Raw genomic sequence first — 20,081 nt, forward strand, 5'->3', positions numbered from 1 at the left:
TTCCGCCGTGTTACTGCCAGACGAAGTCGATATGCGGCCTTAAGAGGCATCGCCGTCATGCACGACGACCTTGTCGCGTCCTTGCTTCTTGGCGTCGTAACTTGCGGCATCGGCCCGCGCCAGAATCGAATCGAGATCTTCATCCCCTTCATTGAACGCGGTGAGGCCGATGCTTGCCGTCACGAAGTACTCCTTGCCTTCATGGCTGACGCTGACTTGGCTAATGGCAACGCGCAGTGACTCGGCAATTGTCACGGCCTGGCTGAGCGTGCAGCTCGGCAGTAACAGGCCGAACTCATCTCCCCCTTGCCTGGCGACATGGTCGCTGCGCCGCACCTCCCATACCAGTACCTGCGCCACGCGACGCAGCAGTTCATCGCCAAGCGCGTGCCCACCCTCGTCATTTACCGGTTTGAAGCGATCGAGATCGAAGAAAATCACTGCCGAAGGCGTGCCGAGCTTGGTGAAATCAGCCATCGCGTCTTCGAGACGCCGTTGATAACCTCGGCGGTTGAGCAGGCCGGTCAGTGGGTCATGTTCGGCCTCCCAGCGTTGCAAGGCTTCTTGTTGCTGCCGCTCGGTGATGTCCTTGATCGTGCCCACGATACCCAGCGAATCGCCGTCCCCCTGCACCCGACTGGCATGGATTTCGACCCATAGCAGAGCGCCCTTGGCATCTCTCATCCGAAGTTGGCGCAGGAACTCGTTTCCTTGGTTCATGGCATGCCGCCACATGTCGCGAGCATCTTCGCGATCATTCTCATGAATGCGCTGCCAAAGATCATGCGTCGAGGCATCGGCCCGAAGCCCCAACATTGTCGAAAGGGCCGGGTTGAGGTAGATGAGGTCGCCTTTTTGATCGGCAACGAACATACCGACTGGGGTCGAGCCGAGTACGGCATCGAGAAAGACCTCTCGGTTCTTCGAGTGCTGCAAGGCCTTCTTGCGCTCCTGTTCCAGGCCGTTGAAGGCACGGGAGATTTGTGTCAGCTCCCTCAGACTGGTCGAGAGCGCCAACTGGTGACGAGCACCGGAGCCGATCTCTCCTATCTGCCGTTCGAGCCGATGTAGCGGCTTGAGCTGGTGCCCAACCAGCCAGCGAATGACGACCAGCAGCACCAGGGCAACCACTAGCCAGGTCCACCAAAGCCGCTCCAGGAAGCTCTCAAAGGGCGCCAACATCGACTCGCGCGGCATTGTCATGGCCACCACCCAGCCTGCTTCCCACACTTGGCGGTAGCCCACCAGCACGGCCTCGCCATCCAACTCATGGAGTGTCTCGCCCTGCCACCCGTCCAAGGCGAGCTGAAAATCCGGAGGGTCGAGGCGCTGCAGGGATCCGACGAATCGGCTTATGGACCCAGGCACGAACAGGGGCTCGCCGGCGGTCGTGAAGATGGCTACGTGGCCACTATGCTCAAAGGTCAGCGAGGATATGCTGTTGAAAAACTGGCCATGGGCGAAGTTCAGGAGCCCACCGACGACTCCATCGAATTCCCCTTGGTCATTCAGGCGAGGCACCAGTAGCATCACCAAGGGCTGGTGGCTGGTCCGACCAAAGAAGGGGCGGCTGACATAAGGCCAGGGAGAATTGCTCACCATATCGAAGTATTCGGTGTCGGATACGTCGAAGCCAACGCGCCCCGGCACCTCGGGCAGATCGGCGATAAGCTCGCCATCGGCATTGCTGACGATGATGCCTTCGAAATAGGCCAGCAGGCTGGGATTATGCTGTAGAAGAAGCGAAGCCTCCTCACCCGGGACACCGGCAAGTTGCGAAGATAGTCTCTCCAGTGCGGTAAAGCGTAAATTCAGGCGATCGCGTAGTTCACGACTCAATATTTCCGCCTGATACCCCAGGTGAGACAGGTTGGCTTCGTGCAGCAATCTCTGGCCGCTGACCCAGGCAACGAACAATAGCAGCCCGACGATGACAAGCCAGGTCATGACCAACCCAACCAGCAAGCGCTTCTGCAACGTATTCAGGCGACGCCATGGCACGCCGCGAGTCGAACCTTGTGGCAAGCTGCCCTCTCTTCGAAACATGATGCAGGCAAGGTCTGTTTCTCTGTGTAGCGTTAGAGTGGCAGCTTAACGGTCCATTAACGTTATCTTTATTAACGTATCGGTAATAAATTGTCATGCCTGTCACCTGATCTACGCTACCCAGCCACCCTCACGTCACCGCCCCGCGCTGCTGAAAGCGCGGCGCCAGGTACTCGCCTTCCGCCAGTACCTCGCGCAGGTGCCGGGCCGCCTGCCAAACGTCCTCATGGCTCAGGTAGAGCGGCGCGAAACCGAAGCGCATCAGCCCCGGCTCGCGGTAATCGCCGATCACGCCCCGCTCGATCAGCGCCTGGACGATGGCATAGCCATTGTCCGGGGCCACCAGCCCGACCTGGCTGCCCCGCTCCGTCTCAGGCGGTGTGATATCGGCGATACTGTGCTCGTCCAGGCAGTCGGCCAGCGACTCGCGAAAGAGTTCAATCAGCCGTTGGCTCTTGCGCCGCAGCTGGACGAGGTCAACCTCCTGCCACAGTGCAAGGGACGCTTCCAGCGCCGCATAGGCCAGCGGCGAGTGGGTACCGGTGCGGAACCGTGAGACACCCGCCGCCGGGGCGTAGTCGGCCTCGAAGGCGAAGGGGGCGGCGTGGCCCAGCCAACCCGAGAGAGGCTGCCAGGCACGGTCTTGAGCGTCGCGCCGCACATAGAGAAAGGCTGGCGCGCCGGGGCCGCCGTTGAGGTATTTGTAGGTACAGCCCACGGCGTAGCGCACCCCACAGGCGGCGAGGTCCACCGGCAACGCGCCGGCCGAGTGGGCCAGGTCCCAGATGACCTCGGCGCCGCTGGCATGCACCTGGCGGGTGATCGCCGCCATGTCGCGTAGCCTGCCGGTGCGATAGTGCACGTGGCTGAGCACCACGGCCGCCACGCGGTCGTCGAGGTAGGCATCCAGCGCCTCCCCTTCCGGGACTACCCTGTGCTCGAAGCCGCCGAAGCGACAGAAGCCCTGGGCGATATAGCCGTCGGTGGGAAAGTTGCCCCCTTCGCTGAGGATCACCGGCCGTGCCCGGCCCTGCCCTTCGGTGATATAGCCCAGCAGCTTGAAGAGGTTATGGGTGATGGTGTCGGTGGCCAGCACCTCTCCCGGTGCGGCCCCCAGCAGCGGCGCCAGCCAATCGCCAAGCCGCTCCGGGGCATCGAACCAGCCCTGGTTCCAGCCCTGGATCAGCGAATCGCGCCACTGCGTCATCAGGCCATTGACGGCTTCCACCGCAGCGCTCGGCTGAGCCCCCAGGGAGTTGCCGTCGAGGTAGATCGTTCCTTCCGGCAGCGCGAAGCGGTTTCTGAAGGGGGCCAGCGGATCCTGGCGGTCCAGTTCACGAACCTCGTCGAGGGTCACGGGCATGGTGCGCTCCGATGATCGAAAAAGAGGAAGGTGGCGGGCTCAATCCAGCTCGCGCAGGAGGGCACGCACCGGCGAGGCGTCGGCCCCGGCCAGCTTGAGCGGCACGGCGATCAGCTCATAGTGGCCGGGCGGCACCGCGTCCAGCACCAGCCCTTCGAGAATCGCCATGCCGTGATGGTGCACGCGCCAGTGCGCCAGCAATTGACTGTCGACCTCGGGGTCGAGGGACGGGCTGTCCACCCCGATCAGCCGGGCGCCGCGCTCGGCCAGCAGGTCGATGCTCTCCGGCGCGAGCGTGGTGAAGTCGCTGCGCCATTCCTCATGAGGAAAGCGCGCCCAGGTGCGCAGCAGTACCCGTTCGACCCGAGACGGCAGCTCAGGCAGCAGGTGCTCGGGCTCGACTCTCGGCCCGGCATGGCGCACGTCGAGCACCACGCAGGGGCCGATGTATTTCGCCAGGTCTACCGCATCGATGGCCTGTCCCCCGGCCGCATAGTGGCTCGGCGCGTCGGCATGGGTGCCGGTGTGGGTGGAAAGCACCAGCCGCGAGACGTTGACCGGACACTGCTCGCCGAGGACCCAGGTCGGCTCATGGGCGAAAGGCGTGTCACCGGGCCACACCGGCATGTCGGCCCGCAGCGGCTGGGAGATGTCGTAGAGCCGGCTCATGAGGCGCCCTCCTCGAGAGTAGTACGCACCGACCACAGCTCGGGGAAGAACTGCAGGTCCAGCGCCTTGGTCAGGAAGGAGACGCCACCGGTACCGCCGGTCCCGGGCTTCTGGCCGATGATTCGCTCCACTGTCTTGAGGTGGCTGAAGCGCCACTGATGGAAGTGGTACTCGGTATCGACCAGCTTCTCGGCCAGCTCGTAGAGTTCCCAGTGGTGCTCGACGTCGCGATAGATCGCCGCCCAGGCCTGCTCCACCTCGGCGCAGGGCCGGTAGGGCTCCGACCAGTCGCGCGCGACGACCGAAGCGGGAAGTTCGAAGCCGCGCCGGGCCAGCAGCTGCAGGCTGATGTCGTAGAGGCTCGGCGCATGCAACACCTCGCTGAGACGCTGATAGTGAACCGGGTGACGCCGGTGCACCTCGACCATGGCCGCGTTCTTGTTGCCGAGCAGGAACTCCAGCTCGCGATACTGGAAGGACTGGAACCCCGAGCTCTGGCCCAGGCTGTCGCGAAAGCGCGCGTAGTCCGCCGGCGTCATGGTCACCAGCACCTCCCAGGCGTTGATCATCTGGGCCTGGATCCGCGCCACCCGCGACAGCATCTTGAACGCTGGCCGCAGCCGGTCGGCGGCGATGTGGGCCGCTGCGGCATGGGCCTCGTGCAGGCACTGCTTGAGCCACAGCTCCGACACCTGGTGAATGACGATGAACAGCATCTCGTCATGTTCCTCGGTGCCCGGCTGCTGCGCCGATAGCAGCGGCCCCAGTTGCAGGTACTCGCCGTAGCTCATCGGCTGGTCCCAGTGGACACCCTCCTGCGAGAGGTCCAGCGCACCGCCGCGTGCCGGCTCGCCTTCATGCCTGACCATGGCCGCCCTCCTGTCGATATGCCTACGAACAGTTTACGAGGAGCCATTAGGCGCTACCACTGGCATCCCGATGGCCTGGCCGCCTTCGTCGTCAGCCATCCGAGCATTGGCGTGGAGGTCCGACGCTTCGCTCACAGCAAACCCAGCGTCAGCCAGGGTTGCCAAGCCAGCAACACCAAAGCCACCAGGCTCATGGCCAGAAAGGGCAGCAAAGAGCGAAAGATGCGCATCGGCGGAACCCCGGTCATGGAGGAGCTGATGAACAGCCCCGCTCCTACCGGCGGCGTAAGCAGCCCCAGCACCAGAGTCAGGCACACCACTACACCGAACTGGAAGGGGCTGATGCCGAACTGGCCCTGGGCGATGGGCAGCAGGATCGGCACCACCAGGATGAGGGCAGCGATGCCGTCGACGATCATGCCCACCAACAGCAGCACGCCCACCACCAGCAGCAGGAACAGGAAAGGATCGGTGGTCAGGGAGGCGATCCAGGCCGCAGCCATCTGTGGCAGTTGCTCGTAGACGATCACCCAGCCGAACACCCCGGCGGCAGCGATCAGTACGATCACCAGCCCAGCATTGATCGCGGTACGCTCAAGGATCAGCGGCAGGCGGTCGAAGCTCAGGTCACGGTAGACGTAGCGCCCGATCAGCAGGGCAGCAAGCGACGCCAGCGCCGCCGACTCGGTGGGCGTAGCTAGGCCGAAGAGGATACCGCCGATGATGATCAGCGGAATGGTGAGCGCCGGTAGCCCCATCATCAGGTAGCGCCGCATCTGGCTCCGGCTCGGCCATTCGCCCTTGGGATACTGCTGCACCAGACCGATCATGGCGATAGCGATGAAAAACAAGAAGCCCATCAGTAGCCCCGGCAGTATTCCGGCCATGAACATATCCGCGATAGGCACTTGGGCTATTACCCCGTAGAGCACGAAGAGCATCGAGGGCGGAATGATAGGCGACATCAATCCCCCGGCAGCGGTGATCGCTGCCGCATACGATTTGTCATAGCCTTCCTGTTCCATGGCCGGCACCATGGCCCGGGACATGATGGCGATCTGCGAGGCAGCAGAGCCAACGATGGCCGCCATCATCATATTGGCCACCAGGTTGATGTAGACCAGTCCACCCCGGAAGCCGCCTACCAGGATTCTCGCCAGGTCGATCAGTCGACGGGTCAAGCCACCCTCGTTCATCAGCTCGCCGGCTAGCATGAAAAGGGGGATCGCCAGCAGCCCGTAATTCTCGATGGCCCCGAATAGCTGCTGAGGGTAGGAGGCAAACAGCAAAGTGTTACCGGAATCGAAGATGTACCAGGCAGCGGAGAGCGCCAGCACCAGTGCAATGGGAACCGCCCCCAGTAGCAAGAGGGCGAAAACGGCAAGGGTCATGCCAGCCTCCTTTGCCCGGCCGCGAGGCCCTTCAGGCTTTCTGTGAGATTGACCAGGCCATGCAGGGTCAGCGAAATCGAGAAGATCGGCAGGCACAACCAAGACCAGAACTTTGGAATCCCCAAGGTACTGGTCCGCTCTGAGTAGATGAAGTTGAAGGTCCCCATCTGGAAGGCCCCGACATCGAAGCCGGTTCTCCACAGAGCTGCCGGCTCGTACCAGCGCCAACACAGCACGAACAGGAACAGCGCGAAGAAAAGCACCATGGCGTCCACAAATAGTGCCACCAAGCCACGCGCCCCGACCGGTAGCGCATCGACAAACAAGGTCACGGCGATGCCTTCGCGGCGCTTTAGCACCACCGAGGTGGTCAGGAAAGCCATCCAGATCATGGCATGAATCGCCAGCTCATCGGTCCAGTAGAGTGCCTGACCAAAAGCTCGGGTGGCGATATTGAGCAGGATCAGGCCGGTGATCGCCGCAGCCAGAAAGGCCGCGACCAGCAATTCGACCCGCGCCAAGCCTCTCGACAAGGCACTAATCGACAGAGTACTAAGCATATCGACGTCCTTGCCCCAGGCTGGCCTGGGGCATGCTGGCAGTTACTGGGAGTTCAGTCTGGCGGCCGTTTCACGCAGCACGGCCAGAGAAGGCGCCTCGGCCGCCCAGACGGACTCCCAGGCTTCGATCACCCCCCGGAAGAAGGCGTCATCGGCCTCGACGATATTGATACCCATGCCTCGCAGCTCGGCCTCCTGCTCCGCATCCTGCTGCTGAAAGGCGGTAATCACGCCATCGAGATGGCTGCTCATGGTGGCCTCGACCAGTTCGCGGTCTTCTGCAGAGAGTTCACGCCAGACACGAGCCGACACCACCCCGACCATGGGAAACATCATGTGGTTGGAGATCAGCAGGTTATCGGCCTGCTCGTGGAATTTGAGGATCAGGATGGAGTCGAAGTCCATGTCGATGGCATCCACCTGGCCGTTGGCCAGGGCGTCATAGACGGCTGGCAGCGGCAACGGTGTCGGAGCGCTATCGGCGGCCAGGTAGAAGTCGCGAATCGGATCGAAGGGGGTGATACGGATCTTCTTGCCACGCAGGTCCTGGGCCGTCTCGATGGGCGTCCGGCTCAGTACCTGACGCATTCCCGCCATGCCATAGCCGATACCCACCAGGCCTGCGAGGGATGGCAGCTGATCGAGCATTCCGGTGGCCGTGTCAGAGCGCAGCAAGGCCGCCGCCTGGTCGACGTTCTCGACGAGATAGGGTGCATAGAGCGCCCCGAAGTCGGGCAGGCGGTTGGAGATCTCGGCAATCGTCAGGAACGCCATATCCAAGGAGCCGGCCTGCAGCTGTTGCACCATTTGTGCCTCATTGCCGAGCTGCTGGGAGGGGAAGATGCTGACGCTGTGCTGGCCTTCGGAGCGCTCATTCAACTCCTCGGCGAAACTCTCTGCCGCCTGGGTCCAGAGATGGGCCGGCGGGGTAATCAGCCCCAGGCGGAAATCGCGAGCCTGAGCGGTCAAGGCACTCATCGAGAGGGTCGTGGCCACGGCGGTGACCAGGAAGGCTTTCAAGCTTGTCATGGGGAAGTCACTCTTGTCTTGTCGTTAGAGAGATCATCGATCCGGCCCCGAGGGGCCGGGGCCGGTCGATCAGGCGTCTTCGAGTGCCCGGGGCCGCTTGTGGCGGCTCTGCAGCTCGGCGGCGTCGGTCCTGGTCAGCTCGACGTCGAACACCACCTCGGTGAAGGGCCCTTCCAAGCCACGCAGCTCGGCCTCGGCGGCGTTCTCGATGCGGTTGGCATCGATCACCAGCTCCTCGCGGGTGGCGAAGGCGAAGTCGTCGTAGGTGTAGGGATCGCCGGCCAGGTTGATCTGGGTGGTCAGGTGCTTGTGACCCGGCGCCGAGATGAAGAAGTGGATGTGCGCCGGACGCTGGCCGTGGCGGCCGAGCAGGTCGAGCACCTGTTGGGTCGGGCTATCCGGCGGGCAGCCGTAGCCGGACGGAATGATGCTACGGGCGCTGTAGCGGCCGTCGGCATCGGCATGGATGGTGCGGCGCAGGTGGTACTCCGACTGGGTGGGATCGAAGAAGGAGTAGTTGCCCTTGGTGTCGGCGTGCCAGATCTCGACCTTGGCGCCAGGAACGGGGTTGCCATTCACGTCACGGACCTGGCCGGTGAGCCACATCACCTCGGCTTCGGTGTCGCTGCCATCGTCCATGCGCGCGAAGCCCTCGGCCTCCGGGGCGCCGGCCACGTAGAGCGGGCCCTCGATGGTGCGCGGGGTACCGCCGGTCAGGCCGAGCGCTTCGTCCTCGGCATCCAACCGCATGTCCAGGTAGTGGTCGAAGCCCAGGCCCGGCGCCAGCAGGCCGAACTGGGTCTCCTTGCCCAGGGCATTGAGCTGGCTGATGGCGCCCCAGAACTCCTCCGGGGTGACGTCGAAGTCGTCGATCAGCCGATAGACGTCGGACAGCAGGCGATGCAGGATCTGCTTGGCCCGCTCGCTGCCGCCGGCCTGGTCGAAGCCGCTGACGGTCTTCAGGAAGTCCTGCACGTCGGGGGTATCGAAGATCTTTACGGTCATGGTCGTTTCCTCTGTTGTTGTCATTCTTTACCCGTTGCGATACGGGTCATGGCTGAGTTCACCTGTGGGTCAGCTATCGTCGTCACGGATGGACGATGGATGACGGCACAGCGGTTTGACGTGGATCTCCATCCAGGGAAACAGCGGCAGGTTGGAGACGATCTCCTGCAGTTCGGCGTTGTCCTCGACGTCGAAGATGCTGACGTTGGCGTAGCTGCCGGCCACCCGCCACAGATGGCGCCACTTGCCGGCGCGCTGCAGGTCCTGGGCGTAGGCCTTCTCGGTCGCCTTGATCTCGGCGGCCCGCTCGGCCGGCATGTCCGGCGGCAGCTTCACGGTCATTTCCACCTGAAACAGCATGCGTTGGCTCTCCTCACGCTTTTCTCGAGTAATGGGCGAGCTTGTCCTCGTCCAGGGTGATGCCCAGTCCCGGGCCCTTGGGCAGCTCGACGCCGAAGTCGTGGTAGTGGAGCGGCTCGGCGACGATGTCGTCCTTGAGCAGCAGCGGGCCGAACATCTCGGTGCCCCAGGCCATCTCGGGCAGGGTCGCCCAGGCATGCAGCGACGCCGCGGTGCCGATGGTGCCCTCCAGCAGGGTGCCGCCGTAGAGGCCGATGCCGGCGGCCTGGGCCACATGGGCCAGCTCCAGCACCCCGTAGAGCCCGCCGGCCTTGGCGATCTTCAGGGCGAAGGCGCCGCTGAAGCCGCCGGCCGCCAGGTCGAGGCCGTCGCGGGCGTCCTGCACCGCCTCGTCGGCGAGCATCGGCACGTTGAAGCGGTTGGCCAGGCGGATCAGCCCGGCGTGCTCGCGGGCCGGGATGGCCTGCTCGATCAGCTCGATGCCGGCGTCCTGCAGCGCCTGGATGCCGCGCACCGCGGTGGACTCGTCCCAGGCCTGGTTGACGTCGACCCTGACGCTTGCCCGCTCGCCCAGGGCCTCCTTGATGGCGGCCACGTGGCGCACGTCCTGCTCCAACGTGTTGGCGCCGATCTTCAGCTTGAAGTCGCAGTGACGCAGATCCTCGAGACAGCGTTCGGCTTCGTCGATGTCCTTGCGGGTGTCGCCGCTGGCCAGGGTCCACAGCACCGGCAGGTGAGCCTGGCGGGCACCGCCCAGCAGCTCGGCAACGGAAAGCCCCAGGCGCTTGCCCTGGGCGTCGAGCAGTGCGGTCTCCAGCGCCGACTTGGCGATGGCATTGCCACGCGCGTGACGATCCATTCGCGCACGCAGGGCATTGAGGTTCGCCGAGGGCTGGCCGATCAACAGCGGCGCCAGGTAGGCATCGATGTTGCGCTTGATGCTCTCGGGGCTTTCCGGGCCATAGGCCAGCCCGCCGATGGTGGTGCCCTCGCCCAGCCCCTCGATGCCGTCGCTGTGACGCATGCGCACGATGACCATCGTCTGACAGGCCATGGTGGCCATGGAGAGTCGATGGGGCCGGATCGTCGGCAGGTCGACCAGGCAGGTTTGAATCGATTCGATACGGATGTCGTTCATGGGGTCCTCAGCTCGAGACGAACTTCTCGAAGAACAGGCGGTAATCGCCGACCTCACGCTTCTCGAGCCAGTGTCTCGAGGCCTCGATCATCGGCGGCGGACCGCACAGGTAGGCGTCGAAAGGCTGGGCCAGGAAGTCGCGATCGAAGAGCTCGCAGACCACGCCACGCTTGCCCTGCCAGGCCTCCGAGGCATTCATCACGATGGGTTCGAAGGCGAAGTCGGACAGCGTGTCGGCGAAGGCCGCGAGACGGCCGAGCTCGCTGAGGTCCTGCTCCTGGTTCACCCCGTAGCAGAGCCGGATCGGCTGGTCGCAGCCACCCTGCTCGACCAGCTCGTCGAGCATGCCGAGGAAGGCCGAGAGCCCGGTACCACCCGCCACCATCAGCAGGGGGCGCTCGATCTGGCGCATGTAGAAGGCCCCGAAGGGCGCTTCCAAGGCGATGGCATCGCCCACGGCGGCACGATCGCGCAGGTAGTCGCTCATCACCCCGCTGGGCAGCAAGCGGATCAGGAAACGCACCTTGCCGTCCCGGGCCTTGCCCGTGGCAAAGGAATAAGCGCGCCACTCCTCGGTACCGGGCACCTGGATGCGGGCGTACTGGCCGGGCAGGTAGTGCATCGCCGCTCCAGCGTCGTCCAGGGTCACCTCGAGGATGGCGGCGCCCTCGGAGACCTGCTCCACGGCACTGACAGTACCCGCGAAGATCTCGGTGGCCACGCTGCAGACGTTGGAGTCGATGTCGAAGTAGAAGGAAGCAGAGCTCTTGAGGCGGGTCTGACAGGCCAGCACGTGGCCCGCCTGCACCTCCTCCTCGGTGAGGGCTTCCTCGTCGATGTACTCGACCTCCACTTCGCCTGCTTCGCGCAGGCAGCGGCAGGTGGCGCAGACCCCTTCGCGACAGTCGACCGGCAGATTGACGCCATGACGCTGGGCGGCGTCCATCAGCAGCTCGTTGGGTTCGACCTTGATGAAGCGGGTGGCACCGTCGCGGAAGACGATGGCGGCTGTGTGATACATGGGACGTCCCTCCGGCGGATCAGACGTGGTAGAAGTCGAGCACCGAGTCGATCCGGTCGTTGAGCAGCACAGTGTGCTTGCGGGTGATCAGCCAGCTCTCGCCCGCTTCTCTCAAGGTGTAATCGGCGGTGCCGAAGAAGTGACCGCTCTCGCCGAAGCGATGGAAATGGGTCACCCAATTGACGCGGACCTGCACCTGGCCATCCTCCCGATCGCTGCAGCGCACGTTGGCGATCAGATGCAGTGTGCGCGGCATGGGGGTACAGGCTGCCGACTTGCCGGTGCGGATGCGGAAGACGCGATCCTCGATCCCCGTGCGGTCGGCGTAATACATCAGCGACATCTCGCGCTTGGGGTCGGTCGTGATCTCGTGCTCGCCCTTCCACTGCGGGATGTGGAACTCGCACTCCGGGGCGAACTGGTCGAGATAGGCGTCCCACTCCTGGGTGTCGCAGTATTCGGCGACCCGATAGAGGAACTGCTCGATGGATTGCTGACGGTTCATGGCTTACACCTCCTGGAGCTTGAGCGCTTTCTTCTCGAGGCCCTCGAGCAGCAGCCGCTGCCAGGTACCGTGCTGGTTGACGTAGAGCCCCTCATGGGTGAACTCGGTGCCGGTGATCACCGGCTGGATGCCGAGCACCTGGCTGTTGTGGGTCTCGCCGTATTCCCAGCTCTGATAGCCCCGGGAGATGTCGTTCCACTCGGTGGCCCGCGCCTCGAAGCCGCGCTGCTGCTCGCGGAACTCCACCAGGTCGTCGGGGGTGCCCATGCCGGAGACGTTGAAGAAGTCCTCGAACTGGCGGATGCGGTTCTCGCGGTCGGCGTCGGACTCGCCCTTCACACCCAGGCACAGGCTGATCACCTCGGTCTTGTTCCAGGCCACCGGGCGCACGATGCGCAACTGGGAGCTGATCTGGTCCATGAAGAACAGGCTGGGGTAGATGTTCAGGTTGCGCAGGCGGTGCATGGTCCACTCGGCGCGCTCCTGGGGGTGCTGCTCGAGCAGGCGCGGCATCACCGTGGCGTAGCCGGGACGCACCTGGGGGTTGGGCATGTCGCTGAACAGCAGGCTGTGGCCGTTGGCGAAGGAGAACCAGCCGTCATCGGTGTCCTTGTCGCCGGCACCCAGCTTGCTGTAGTCGAGGGTGTCGCCGCTGCTGCCCTTCTGTTGGGCCTCCAGCTCACGACGGTGCTGCACGGTGGAGACGTAGTTGTAGTGCACGGTGCTGACGTGATAGCCGTCCAGGCCGTTCTCGTTCTGCAGCTTCCAGTTGGCATTGAAGGTGTAGCGGGACTCGCCGGGCAGCACCTCCAGCTCGCCATCCTTTGCCTGCTCCACCATCATGTCGAAGAACAGCTTGGTGTCGCCGAGGAACTCCTCGAGGCTGACGGTGGACTCGGTGTCCAGGCTGATGAAGACGAAGCCACGGTAGCTTGCGATCCGCGCCTGGCTCAGGCCACGGCTGGCCTTGTCGAAGTCCTGGGGGTATTCGCCGGGGGCCTTGACCTTGACCAGGCGACCGTCGGACTTGTAGCACCAGGCGTGGAAGGGGCAGGTGAAGGTGGACTGGTTGCCCTTGCAGACCCGGGTCAGGGTGGCACCACGGTGCTGACAGGTATTGGCCAGCGCATGCAGCTCACCCCTGCCATCACGGGTGATGATCATCGGCTGTCGGCCGGCCTGCATGGTGATGAAGTCGTTGGGGGTGGGAATCTGGCTCTCGTGGCAGGCGAAGATCCACTGCTTCTCGAAGATCAGTTCCATCTCGAGATCGAAGAGCGCCTCGTCGGTGAACATAGCGCGAGCGACGCGAAAGACGCCGTCTTCGGAGCGAAAGTCGATGCAGTTCTCGACGAACGTCTGCCATTCGGAGAGGGAGCGCTGTGTCGTCATCGGTCGTTACCGTGTTGTTGCTTGTCAGGTACGACCCACCTTAGAGACTCCCCCCTGGGAGCCACTATGCGGTTCTTCGGACAGTGCTATACACTTCTTCTTAGGCACGAAGGCCGTCCCATGGCACCGGCTTTCCACAGCCTTAGACCATGGTCTCGGTCGCCGCTCCCTCTGGCATTCATACGTGGAGAGTGGCAGAATAATTTATAAAGTTCGCACAGCGCACCCCATGAGCGAGATGCGAACATCAGTCTCGACCACCCATCACGGCCCCACCCGAGGCCCGATGACAACGACATCCGGTGGCGAGACCAGGAGAAACCATGACCATACCCCCGACGCGACAGCAGATCGCTGCCGAGTTCCAAAATCCCGATTCGGCCTGCCGCTGGATGAGCGGTATCAACGGCCCGCATCGCCTCGAGGTGCCACGCCCCCGAGAACTCAGCTTTCGTCACCAGGGCACCAGTCTGGGCAACGTCTCCATCGGCATCATCGAATATTCGACTCCCGTCAATATCGATATCGTCGACCTGACCCACAGCTACAGCATCAGCCTTCCTCTCCGTGGCACTCAGAATTTCGAACTACAGGGCGACGCCTTCGGCTCCGACAGTGGCGTGGCCGCCATCATCTCGCCCAGTCAGCCGCTGCACCTGTACATGGACGAGAGCTGCCGGAAGCGCCTTGTACGCCTGTCGCGCCAGGCCATCGAGCACAAGCTCGCCCAGTTACTGAGGCGCGACCTGTCTCGTCCGGTGATCTTCGACCCCCGAATGCCACTGAGCGGTACGGTGCAAGAGTGGTGGAGGATGGTGGCTAACCTGCAGGAAATGCTGGACGCCGAAGGCTCGCTATGCGATCTGCCCGAGGTGTGGAGCAACTTCGAAAATTCGTTGATCACCAGCCTGCTCTATACCCAGCGCCACAACTACACGAATGAGCTGCTGGATCGCCAGTTGGGGCGGCCGGCGTATCTCGCTCGGCTCGAAGCACTGTTCCGGGAATCGCTGGATCGCTCGCTGACCCTCGTCGACCTGGAGCAGGCCACCGGCGTGTCGCGGGAACGACTCTACCGCGATTTCCATACTCACTACGGCGTCTCCCCCATCGCCCACTTCCGCCAGCTTCGCTTCGAGCATGTTCGCCAGCGCCTGGAACGGGCTGCCCCCGGCGAGAACGTCTCCAGCATCGCCATGGACTGCGGCTTTCAACAGTTGGGGCGCTTCTCCCAGGAGTACAAGGTGCGCTTCGGCGAGCTGCCGTCACAAACTCTCCAGCGAACCAGTCCCTCGGGGAACCCACCGCCCCTACAATGAAGCCGGTCCGGCCCAGGTAGGAGGCGGCAAGTCACACGACTGCTTTCCCTGCGCTCCTCAAGTCCCGCAAAAGGTACGGAACACCCGCTCGGTGGGCTCGGCCGGCCGGGCGTACTCCTCGCGCCCAGGCTGGTCGTCGAAGGGATGGGTGACGACCTCCAGCAGCGTCTCGAAGGGGCCGAAGTCGTTCTCGTCCATGGCCGCGGTCAGCGCCTGCTGCACGCGGTGGTTGCGCGGGATGAAGGCGGGGTTGGCCAGACGCATGCACCGCGCCCGCTCATCCTCGGTCCACAGATCCTGGGCAAGGCGCTCACGCCAGTCCGCAAGCCAGCCGGCAATCTCCTCGGGGCGTTCGAACAGCGTCTCGACGGTGGCTTCCGCCTCGGGGTTCTCGGCAGCATCCGCCAGGCGACGGAAGGTCAGGGTGAAGTCGGCGCGCCCGCGATGCATGGTCGCCAAGAGCGCTTCGATCAGCGCCTTGTCGCCGGGCTGCTCCCGCTCCAGGCCGAGCTTGGCGCGCATCACGTCGAGCCACTCGGCCTCGTACTGCTCGGGAAAACGCTGCAGCAGCTCGGTGGCACGCTCGATCGCGCGGTCGGTGTCGTCGTCGATCAGCGGCAGCAGCGTCTCGGCCAGCCGCGCCAGGTTCCACTGGGCGATCCACGGCTGGTTGGCATAGGCGTAGCGCCCGCCCTCGTCGATGGAACTGAATACCATCTTGGGGTCGTACTGTTCCATGAAGGCGCAGGGGCCGAAATCGATGGTCTCGCCCGAGATCGAGGTATTGTCGGTGTTCATCACGCCATGGATGAAGCCGACACCCATCCACTTGGCGATCAGCGCCGCCTGACGCGCCTGTACCGACTCCAGCAGTCCCAGGTAGCGCTCGCCACCCTTCCGTTTCGTGAGTTCCGGATAGTGCCGCTCGATGGCATGATCGGCCAGCTCGCGCACGCCTTCGAAGTCGCCGCGGGCGGCGAAGTACTGGAAGGTGCCCACGCGGATATGGCTGGCTGCCACACGGGTGAGGATGGCCCCAGGTTCGGGAATGCCGCGCATGACTCGCTCGCCGGTGGTCACCGCGGCAAGCGCCCGGGTGGAGGGAATGCCCATGGCATGCATTGCCTCGCTGACCAGGTATTCGCGCAGCACCGGCCCCAGCGGCGCGCGCCCGTCGGCGCCACGGGAGAAGGGTGTGCGCCCGGCGCCCTTGAGCTGGATGTCGCGCAGCCGGCCGTCGCGGTCGGTCACTTCGCCGAGCAATACGGCGCGACCATCGCCCAGCCTCGGCACGAAGCCGCCGAACTGGTGTCCGGCATAGGCCTGGGCCAGCGGCTCGGCGCCGCGCGGCACCACGTTGCCGGAAAACCACACCGCCGCCTCTTCGGCATCGAAGGCGGAAAGCTCGAAGCCAAGCGCCTCGGCCAGCGGCCGATTGAAGGCAACCAAGTGCGGCTCAGGCACGGGCACCGGTTCGAAGCGCTCGTAGAAGCGTTCCGGTAGGCGGGAATAGCGAAGGGTGAAAGGAGGAAACATGGCGACTCCACTGATGTTCTTGCCCGTCACTTTAGGTGGGCACTGGGCGAAAATCGAGAGCCGTTGCATCCCCTTACAAGCGGCTAGCCGGTAGCGGAAACCGGACGCTCGAACTCACGAATGCTGGCCACGAAGTCGCTGAAGCGCTCGCCCTGGATCAGTACGTGATCGCGCAGGGCATGCTCCGCCGCCGCCGGATCGCCGGCCTCGATGGCCGCCACCACGGCCCGATGTTCGCGCAGCGAGCTGTGCATGCGCTGGCGCACCTGCAGTTGCAGGCGCCGATAAGGCTTGAGCCGCTGCTTGAGCTGGCGCGCCTCCCCCAGCAGGAAACCGTTGTGGCTGGCGCGATAGATGCAGTCGTGGAAAGCCTCGTTCTCGTAGTAGTACTCGTCGGTATCCCCAGCCAGGGCGGCGGCCTCACAGCGCTCCAGCGCGCCGCGCAGCTCGGCGAGTTCCTCGTCGTTGATGCGCCTCGCCGCCAGACGCCCGCACATGCCTTCGAGTTCGGCCATGACCTCGAACATCTCGATCAACTGGTCGATACCCACCTTGGCCACGAAGGTGCCCTTCTTCGGCGTGACCGTGACCAGCCCGCTGGCGACGAGCTGCTGGATCGCCTCGCGCACCGGCGTGCGCGAGACGTTGAACTCACGGCCCAGCGCTTCGGGGTCGAGCCTCTCACCGGGCGCCAGGCGCCCGTTGATGATGGCGTTCTCCAGCGAATCTCGCAGGCGCTGTGCACTCGAGCGCTTGGGGCTGGCCATTGTCACCCTCCTTACCTTCGCGGCGTCCCTCGAACGGACTTGTCGCACCATCGTCTTACTGTAACGGATTTGACATGAGTATACGCAAGAGCTATTGAAGTATACATCAGCGTCGCTGATAAACATCACAAAACAGAACCTACCACACAAGAACAACCCGTGGAGACGCCAAATGCAACGCCAAACCCTAACCACTCTGGCCGTGGCTCTCGGTATGTCCCTGGCCTTGAGCGCCACCGCATCCGCCAATACCGTACTGCGCGCCTCGCACCAGTTCCCCGGTGGCCAGGGGGACGTGCGTGATGAAATGGTGCAGATGATGGCTCGCCAGGTGGCCGAGGCCGACGTGGGCCTCGAGATCCAGGTCTACCCCGGCCAATCGCTGTTCAAGGCCAACGAGCAGTGGGGTGCGCTGGTACGCGGCCGCCTCGATATCACCGCGCTGCCGCTGGATTACGCCAGCGGACGCCATCCGGAGTTTTCCGCCACCCTGATGCCGGGGCTGGTACGCAACCACGAGCACGCCCAGCGGCTCAACGATTCGGAATACATGGACATGATCAAGCAGGTGATCATGGACAACGGGGCCCGGGTACTGGCCGATGCCTGGCTCTCCGGCGGCTTCGCCTCCAGCGAGCAGTGCATCACCTCGCCCGACACCGTACGTGGCCAGAATATTCGCGCCGCGGGGCCGGCCTTCGAGCAGATGCTGCAGGCAGCCGGTGCCTCCATCGCCTCGATGCCCTCCTCGGAGGTCTACACCGCCATGCAGACCGGGGTACTGGACGCGGCCAATACCTCGTCGATGTCGTTCATCTCCTTCCGGCTCTACGAGCAGGTGGAGTGCCTGACCGAACCGGGCGATTTCGCACTGTGGTTCATGTATGAGCCGATCCTCATTTCGGAACAGGTATGGCAGGGGCTCAGCGAGGAGCAGCAGACCGTATTGATGGAAGCGGGCAAGGCCGCCGAGGAGTTCTTCGCCGCCGAGGCCGCCGCCATCGACGCCGAGATGGTCGAGGTCTACGAGCAGAACGGCATCGAAGTGGTGCGCATGAGCGAGGAGGACTACAACGCCTGGCTCGAGATCGCCCGCGAGACTTCCTACAAGAACTTCGCCGAGAACGTGACCAACGGCCAGGCGATCATCGATGCGGCCCTCGCCGTCGAGTGACGCCCAGCCCTTCCCAGCGTATGCCGGGCCACCCGCCATGGGTGGCCCCCGTTTCGAACCCCGGGAGGACTGCATGGCCATGGCCCACTCTCAATCCCTTGCTCAACGATCCGGTGTCGTGGGCGGCTACATCCGCCTGATGGATACCTTGTCACGCGCCAGCGCCTACCTGGCGGCAGCAATGTTCATCGCCGGCGTGGCGGTAATCTGCCAGATGGTCTTCATCCGCTACGTGCTCGGCATGAGCACGAGTTGGCAGACCGAGTTCACGGTGTTCTCGGTGACCGGGGCCATGCTGATGGGCAGCCCCTACGTGCTGATGACCGGTGGCCACGTGGCCATCACCATCCTGCCCGACGCTCTGGGCGGGCTGGCGCGCAAGATCATGCGCCTGGTAGCCGCGCTGATCGGCCTGGCCTTCTGTGCGGCGCTGGCCTATGCCTCCTGGGTCTACGTGGCCGAGGCCTACCTGCTCAACTGGCGCACCGGCACCGTGTGGAATCCGCTGCTGTGGCCGGGGCTGCTGCCGATGGCGGTGGGCACCAGCCTGCTCTCGCTACAGTACGTGGCCGAAATCCTGCGCGGGGAGGTGTAAGCATGGATCCAATCACACTGGGGATCATCGTCGCCATCGCACTCATCGTGCTGATGGCCATCGGCACGCCCATTGCCTTCGCCCTGGGCGGCGTGTCGCTGCTCGCCCTGATCTACGACCGTGGCCTGCCGGAGCTGATCTACTTCGGTGAGACCTTCTTCGACCGCATCGCCGAATTCGGCTTCGTCGCCATCCCGATGTTCATCCTGATGGGTGCCGCCGTGGCCTCCTCGCCCACCGGCCGCGACCTCTACCGCTCGCTGGACCTGTGGATGGGGCGCCTGCCGGGTGGGCTCGCCGTGTCCAACATCGGTGCCTGCACCATCTTCTCCGCCCTCTCCGGCTCGTCGCCGGCTACCTGTGCCGCCATCGGCAAGATGGGCATTCCCGAGATGCGCACCCGCGGCTATCCCGATGGCGTGGCGGCGGGCTGCATCGCTGCCGGCGGCACGCTCGGTATCCTCATTCCGCCCTCGGTGACCATGATCATCTACGGCATCTCCACCGAGACCTCGATCGGCCGGCTGTTCATCGCCGGCGTCATGCCCGGATTGATGCTGGCCGGGCTGTTCATGGCCTGGACCATGATCGCCTGTCGCCTGGCCGGGGGCTATGCCAACCCCATGGCCCAGGCCGCCGTGCAGATGAAGCAGAACGTCAAGGCCAACGTCGACGCCAACCTCAAGGCGCTGGTGCGCGTGCTGCCCTTCATGGCGGTGATCGCGGGCATTCTGTTCGCCCTGTACGGCGGCGTGGCCACGCCCTCCGAGGCCGCTGGTGTCGGCGCCTTCCTGTGCGTGGCGCTGGCGGTGCTCATCTACCGCATGTGGCAGGTGGGGCCGATCAAGCTGATCATGCGCGACTCGCTGCGCGAGAGTGTGATGATCATGCTGGTCATCGCCTGCGCCGAGGTGTTCGCCTACGCCCTCTCCTCGATGTTCATCACCCAGACCGTGGCCGCGGCCATCGCCAACATGGAAGTGAACCGCTGGGTGCTGATGGGCATCATCAACCTGTTCCTGCTGGTCGCCGGCTTCTTCCTGCCGCCGGTGGCGGTGATCGTGATGACCGCGCCGATCCTGCTGCCGATCATCCTCGCCGCCGACTTCGACCCCTACTGGTTCGCGGTGATCCTGACCATCAACCTGGAGATCGGCCTGATCACCCCGCCGGTGGGCTTGAACCTGTTCATCATCAAGGGAATCGCGCCGGACATCTCGCTGCGCGACATCCTCATGGGCAGCCTGCCCTACGCCCTGTGCATGGTGCTCGGCATCCTCCTACTGTGCTTCTTCCCGGGCATTGCCCTGTGGCTGCCCAACCTGATCATGGGCTGACTGAG

19 protein-coding genes are annotated in these 20,081 nt (G+C 64.1%); 4 read left to right on the forward strand and 15 right to left on the reverse strand.

The features are described 5' to 3' along the window. Positions 1-39 precede the first annotated feature (39 nt). From ACUY1T_RS12365 to antA, 13 genes are all read right to left on the reverse strand, one after another. Complete coding sequence (locus ACUY1T_RS12365; RefSeq protein WP_446023198.1) at positions 40-2,025, reverse strand: sensor domain-containing diguanylate cyclase; 1,986 nt, start codon at positions 2,023-2,025, stop codon at positions 40-42. Between the two features lie 151 nt (positions 2,026-2,176). Continuing rightward, a complete protein-coding gene (gene kynU, locus ACUY1T_RS12370; protein ID WP_446023200.1) occupies positions 2,177-3,409 on the reverse strand; it encodes a kynureninase in 1,233 nt (410 codons plus the stop codon). Between the two features lie 39 nt (positions 3,410-3,448). Further along, complete coding sequence (gene kynB, locus ACUY1T_RS12375) at positions 3,449-4,078, reverse strand: arylformamidase (RefSeq protein WP_446023202.1); 630 nt, start codon at positions 4,076-4,078, stop codon at positions 3,449-3,451. Next, positions 4,075-4,947 (reverse strand): tryptophan 2,3-dioxygenase, encoded by an 873-nt coding sequence (gene kynA / locus ACUY1T_RS12380; RefSeq protein WP_446023204.1) that lies wholly within the window; start codon positions 4,945-4,947, stop codon positions 4,075-4,077. The genes kynB and kynA overlap by 4 nt, the downstream gene beginning before the upstream one ends. Before the next feature lie 131 nt (positions 4,948-5,078). After that, on the reverse strand, positions 5,079-6,338 hold the full coding sequence (locus ACUY1T_RS12385; RefSeq protein WP_446023206.1) for a TRAP transporter large permease: 1,260 nt from the start codon (positions 6,336-6,338) through the stop codon (positions 5,079-5,081). Continuing rightward, positions 6,335-6,898: a TRAP transporter small permease gene (locus tag ACUY1T_RS12390; RefSeq protein WP_446023208.1), complete on the reverse strand. Its 564-nt coding sequence runs from the start codon at positions 6,896-6,898 to the stop codon at positions 6,335-6,337. Before ACUY1T_RS12390 ends, ACUY1T_RS12385 begins: the two co-directional genes overlap by 4 nt. 42 nt (positions 6,899-6,940) lie before the next feature. Further along, entirely contained in the window at positions 6,941-7,927 is a 987-nt protein-coding gene (locus ACUY1T_RS12395; protein ID WP_446023210.1) for a TRAP transporter substrate-binding protein, read from the reverse strand. A gap of 69 nt (positions 7,928-7,996) precedes the next feature. After that, on the reverse strand, positions 7,997-8,932 hold the full coding sequence (catA, locus tag ACUY1T_RS12400) for a catechol 1,2-dioxygenase (protein ID WP_446023212.1): 936 nt from the start codon (positions 8,930-8,932) through the stop codon (positions 7,997-7,999). A 69-nt stretch (positions 8,933-9,001) separates the two neighbouring features. Then, positions 9,002-9,292 (reverse strand): muconolactone Delta-isomerase, encoded by a 291-nt coding sequence (gene catC, locus ACUY1T_RS12405; protein WP_110286203.1) that lies wholly within the window; start codon positions 9,290-9,292, stop codon positions 9,002-9,004. A gap of 13 nt (positions 9,293-9,305) precedes the next feature. Then, on the reverse strand, positions 9,306-10,430 hold the full coding sequence (locus ACUY1T_RS12410) for a muconate/chloromuconate family cycloisomerase (protein WP_446023214.1): 1,125 nt from the start codon (positions 10,428-10,430) through the stop codon (positions 9,306-9,308). 7 nt (positions 10,431-10,437) lie between these two features. Continuing rightward, a complete protein-coding gene (gene antC, locus ACUY1T_RS12415) occupies positions 10,438-11,451 on the reverse strand; it encodes an anthranilate 1,2-dioxygenase electron transfer component AntC (RefSeq protein WP_446023216.1) in 1,014 nt (337 codons plus the stop codon). A gap of 19 nt (positions 11,452-11,470) precedes the next feature. Continuing rightward, positions 11,471-11,956, reverse strand: a complete 486-nt coding sequence (gene antB, locus ACUY1T_RS12420; RefSeq protein ID WP_446023218.1) for an anthranilate 1,2-dioxygenase small subunit — start codon at positions 11,954-11,956, stop codon at positions 11,471-11,473. A 3-nt stretch (positions 11,957-11,959) separates the two neighbouring features. Further along, positions 11,960-13,348: an anthranilate 1,2-dioxygenase large subunit gene (antA, locus tag ACUY1T_RS12425; RefSeq protein ID WP_446023220.1), complete on the reverse strand. Its 1,389-nt coding sequence runs from the start codon at positions 13,346-13,348 to the stop codon at positions 11,960-11,962. A gap of 323 nt (positions 13,349-13,671) precedes the next feature. Between antA and ACUY1T_RS12430 the strand changes: the two genes are divergently transcribed. Continuing rightward, positions 13,672-14,667, forward strand: coding sequence for an AraC family transcriptional regulator (locus tag ACUY1T_RS12430; RefSeq protein ID WP_446023222.1), 996 nt, complete (start codon positions 13,672-13,674; stop codon positions 14,665-14,667). A 57-nt stretch (positions 14,668-14,724) separates the two neighbouring features. Here the strand turns inward: ACUY1T_RS12430 and ACUY1T_RS12435 are convergent, their stop codons facing one another. Together ACUY1T_RS12435 and ACUY1T_RS12440 are read right to left on the reverse strand one after the other, a co-directional pair. After that, complete coding sequence (locus ACUY1T_RS12435) at positions 14,725-16,203, reverse strand: protein adenylyltransferase SelO (RefSeq protein WP_446023224.1); 1,479 nt, start codon at positions 16,201-16,203, stop codon at positions 14,725-14,727. An 83-nt stretch (positions 16,204-16,286) separates the two neighbouring features. After that, on the reverse strand, positions 16,287-16,970 hold the full coding sequence (locus ACUY1T_RS12440; RefSeq protein WP_446023226.1) for a GntR family transcriptional regulator: 684 nt from the start codon (positions 16,968-16,970) through the stop codon (positions 16,287-16,289). Positions 16,971-17,142: 172 nt separating this feature from the next. Here ACUY1T_RS12440 and dctP point away from each other — a divergent pair, with 172 nt between their 5' ends. From dctP to ACUY1T_RS12455, 3 genes are all read left to right on the forward strand, one after another. Beyond that, entirely contained in the window at positions 17,143-18,144 is a 1,002-nt protein-coding gene (gene dctP, locus ACUY1T_RS12445; protein ID WP_446023228.1) for a TRAP transporter substrate-binding protein DctP, read from the forward strand. Between the two features lie 73 nt (positions 18,145-18,217). Next, positions 18,218-18,739 carry a TRAP transporter small permease subunit gene (locus ACUY1T_RS12450; protein WP_446023230.1) on the forward strand — a complete coding sequence of 174 codons (522 nt, stop codon included), beginning with the start codon at positions 18,218-18,220 and terminating at the stop codon, positions 18,737-18,739. 2 nt (positions 18,740-18,741) lie between these two features. After that, positions 18,742-20,076: a TRAP transporter large permease gene (locus ACUY1T_RS12455; protein WP_446023232.1), complete on the forward strand. Its 1,335-nt coding sequence runs from the start codon at positions 18,742-18,744 to the stop codon at positions 20,074-20,076. Positions 20,077-20,081 lie beyond the last annotated feature (5 nt).

The organism is Billgrantia sp. Q4P2 (assembly GCF_052806135.1).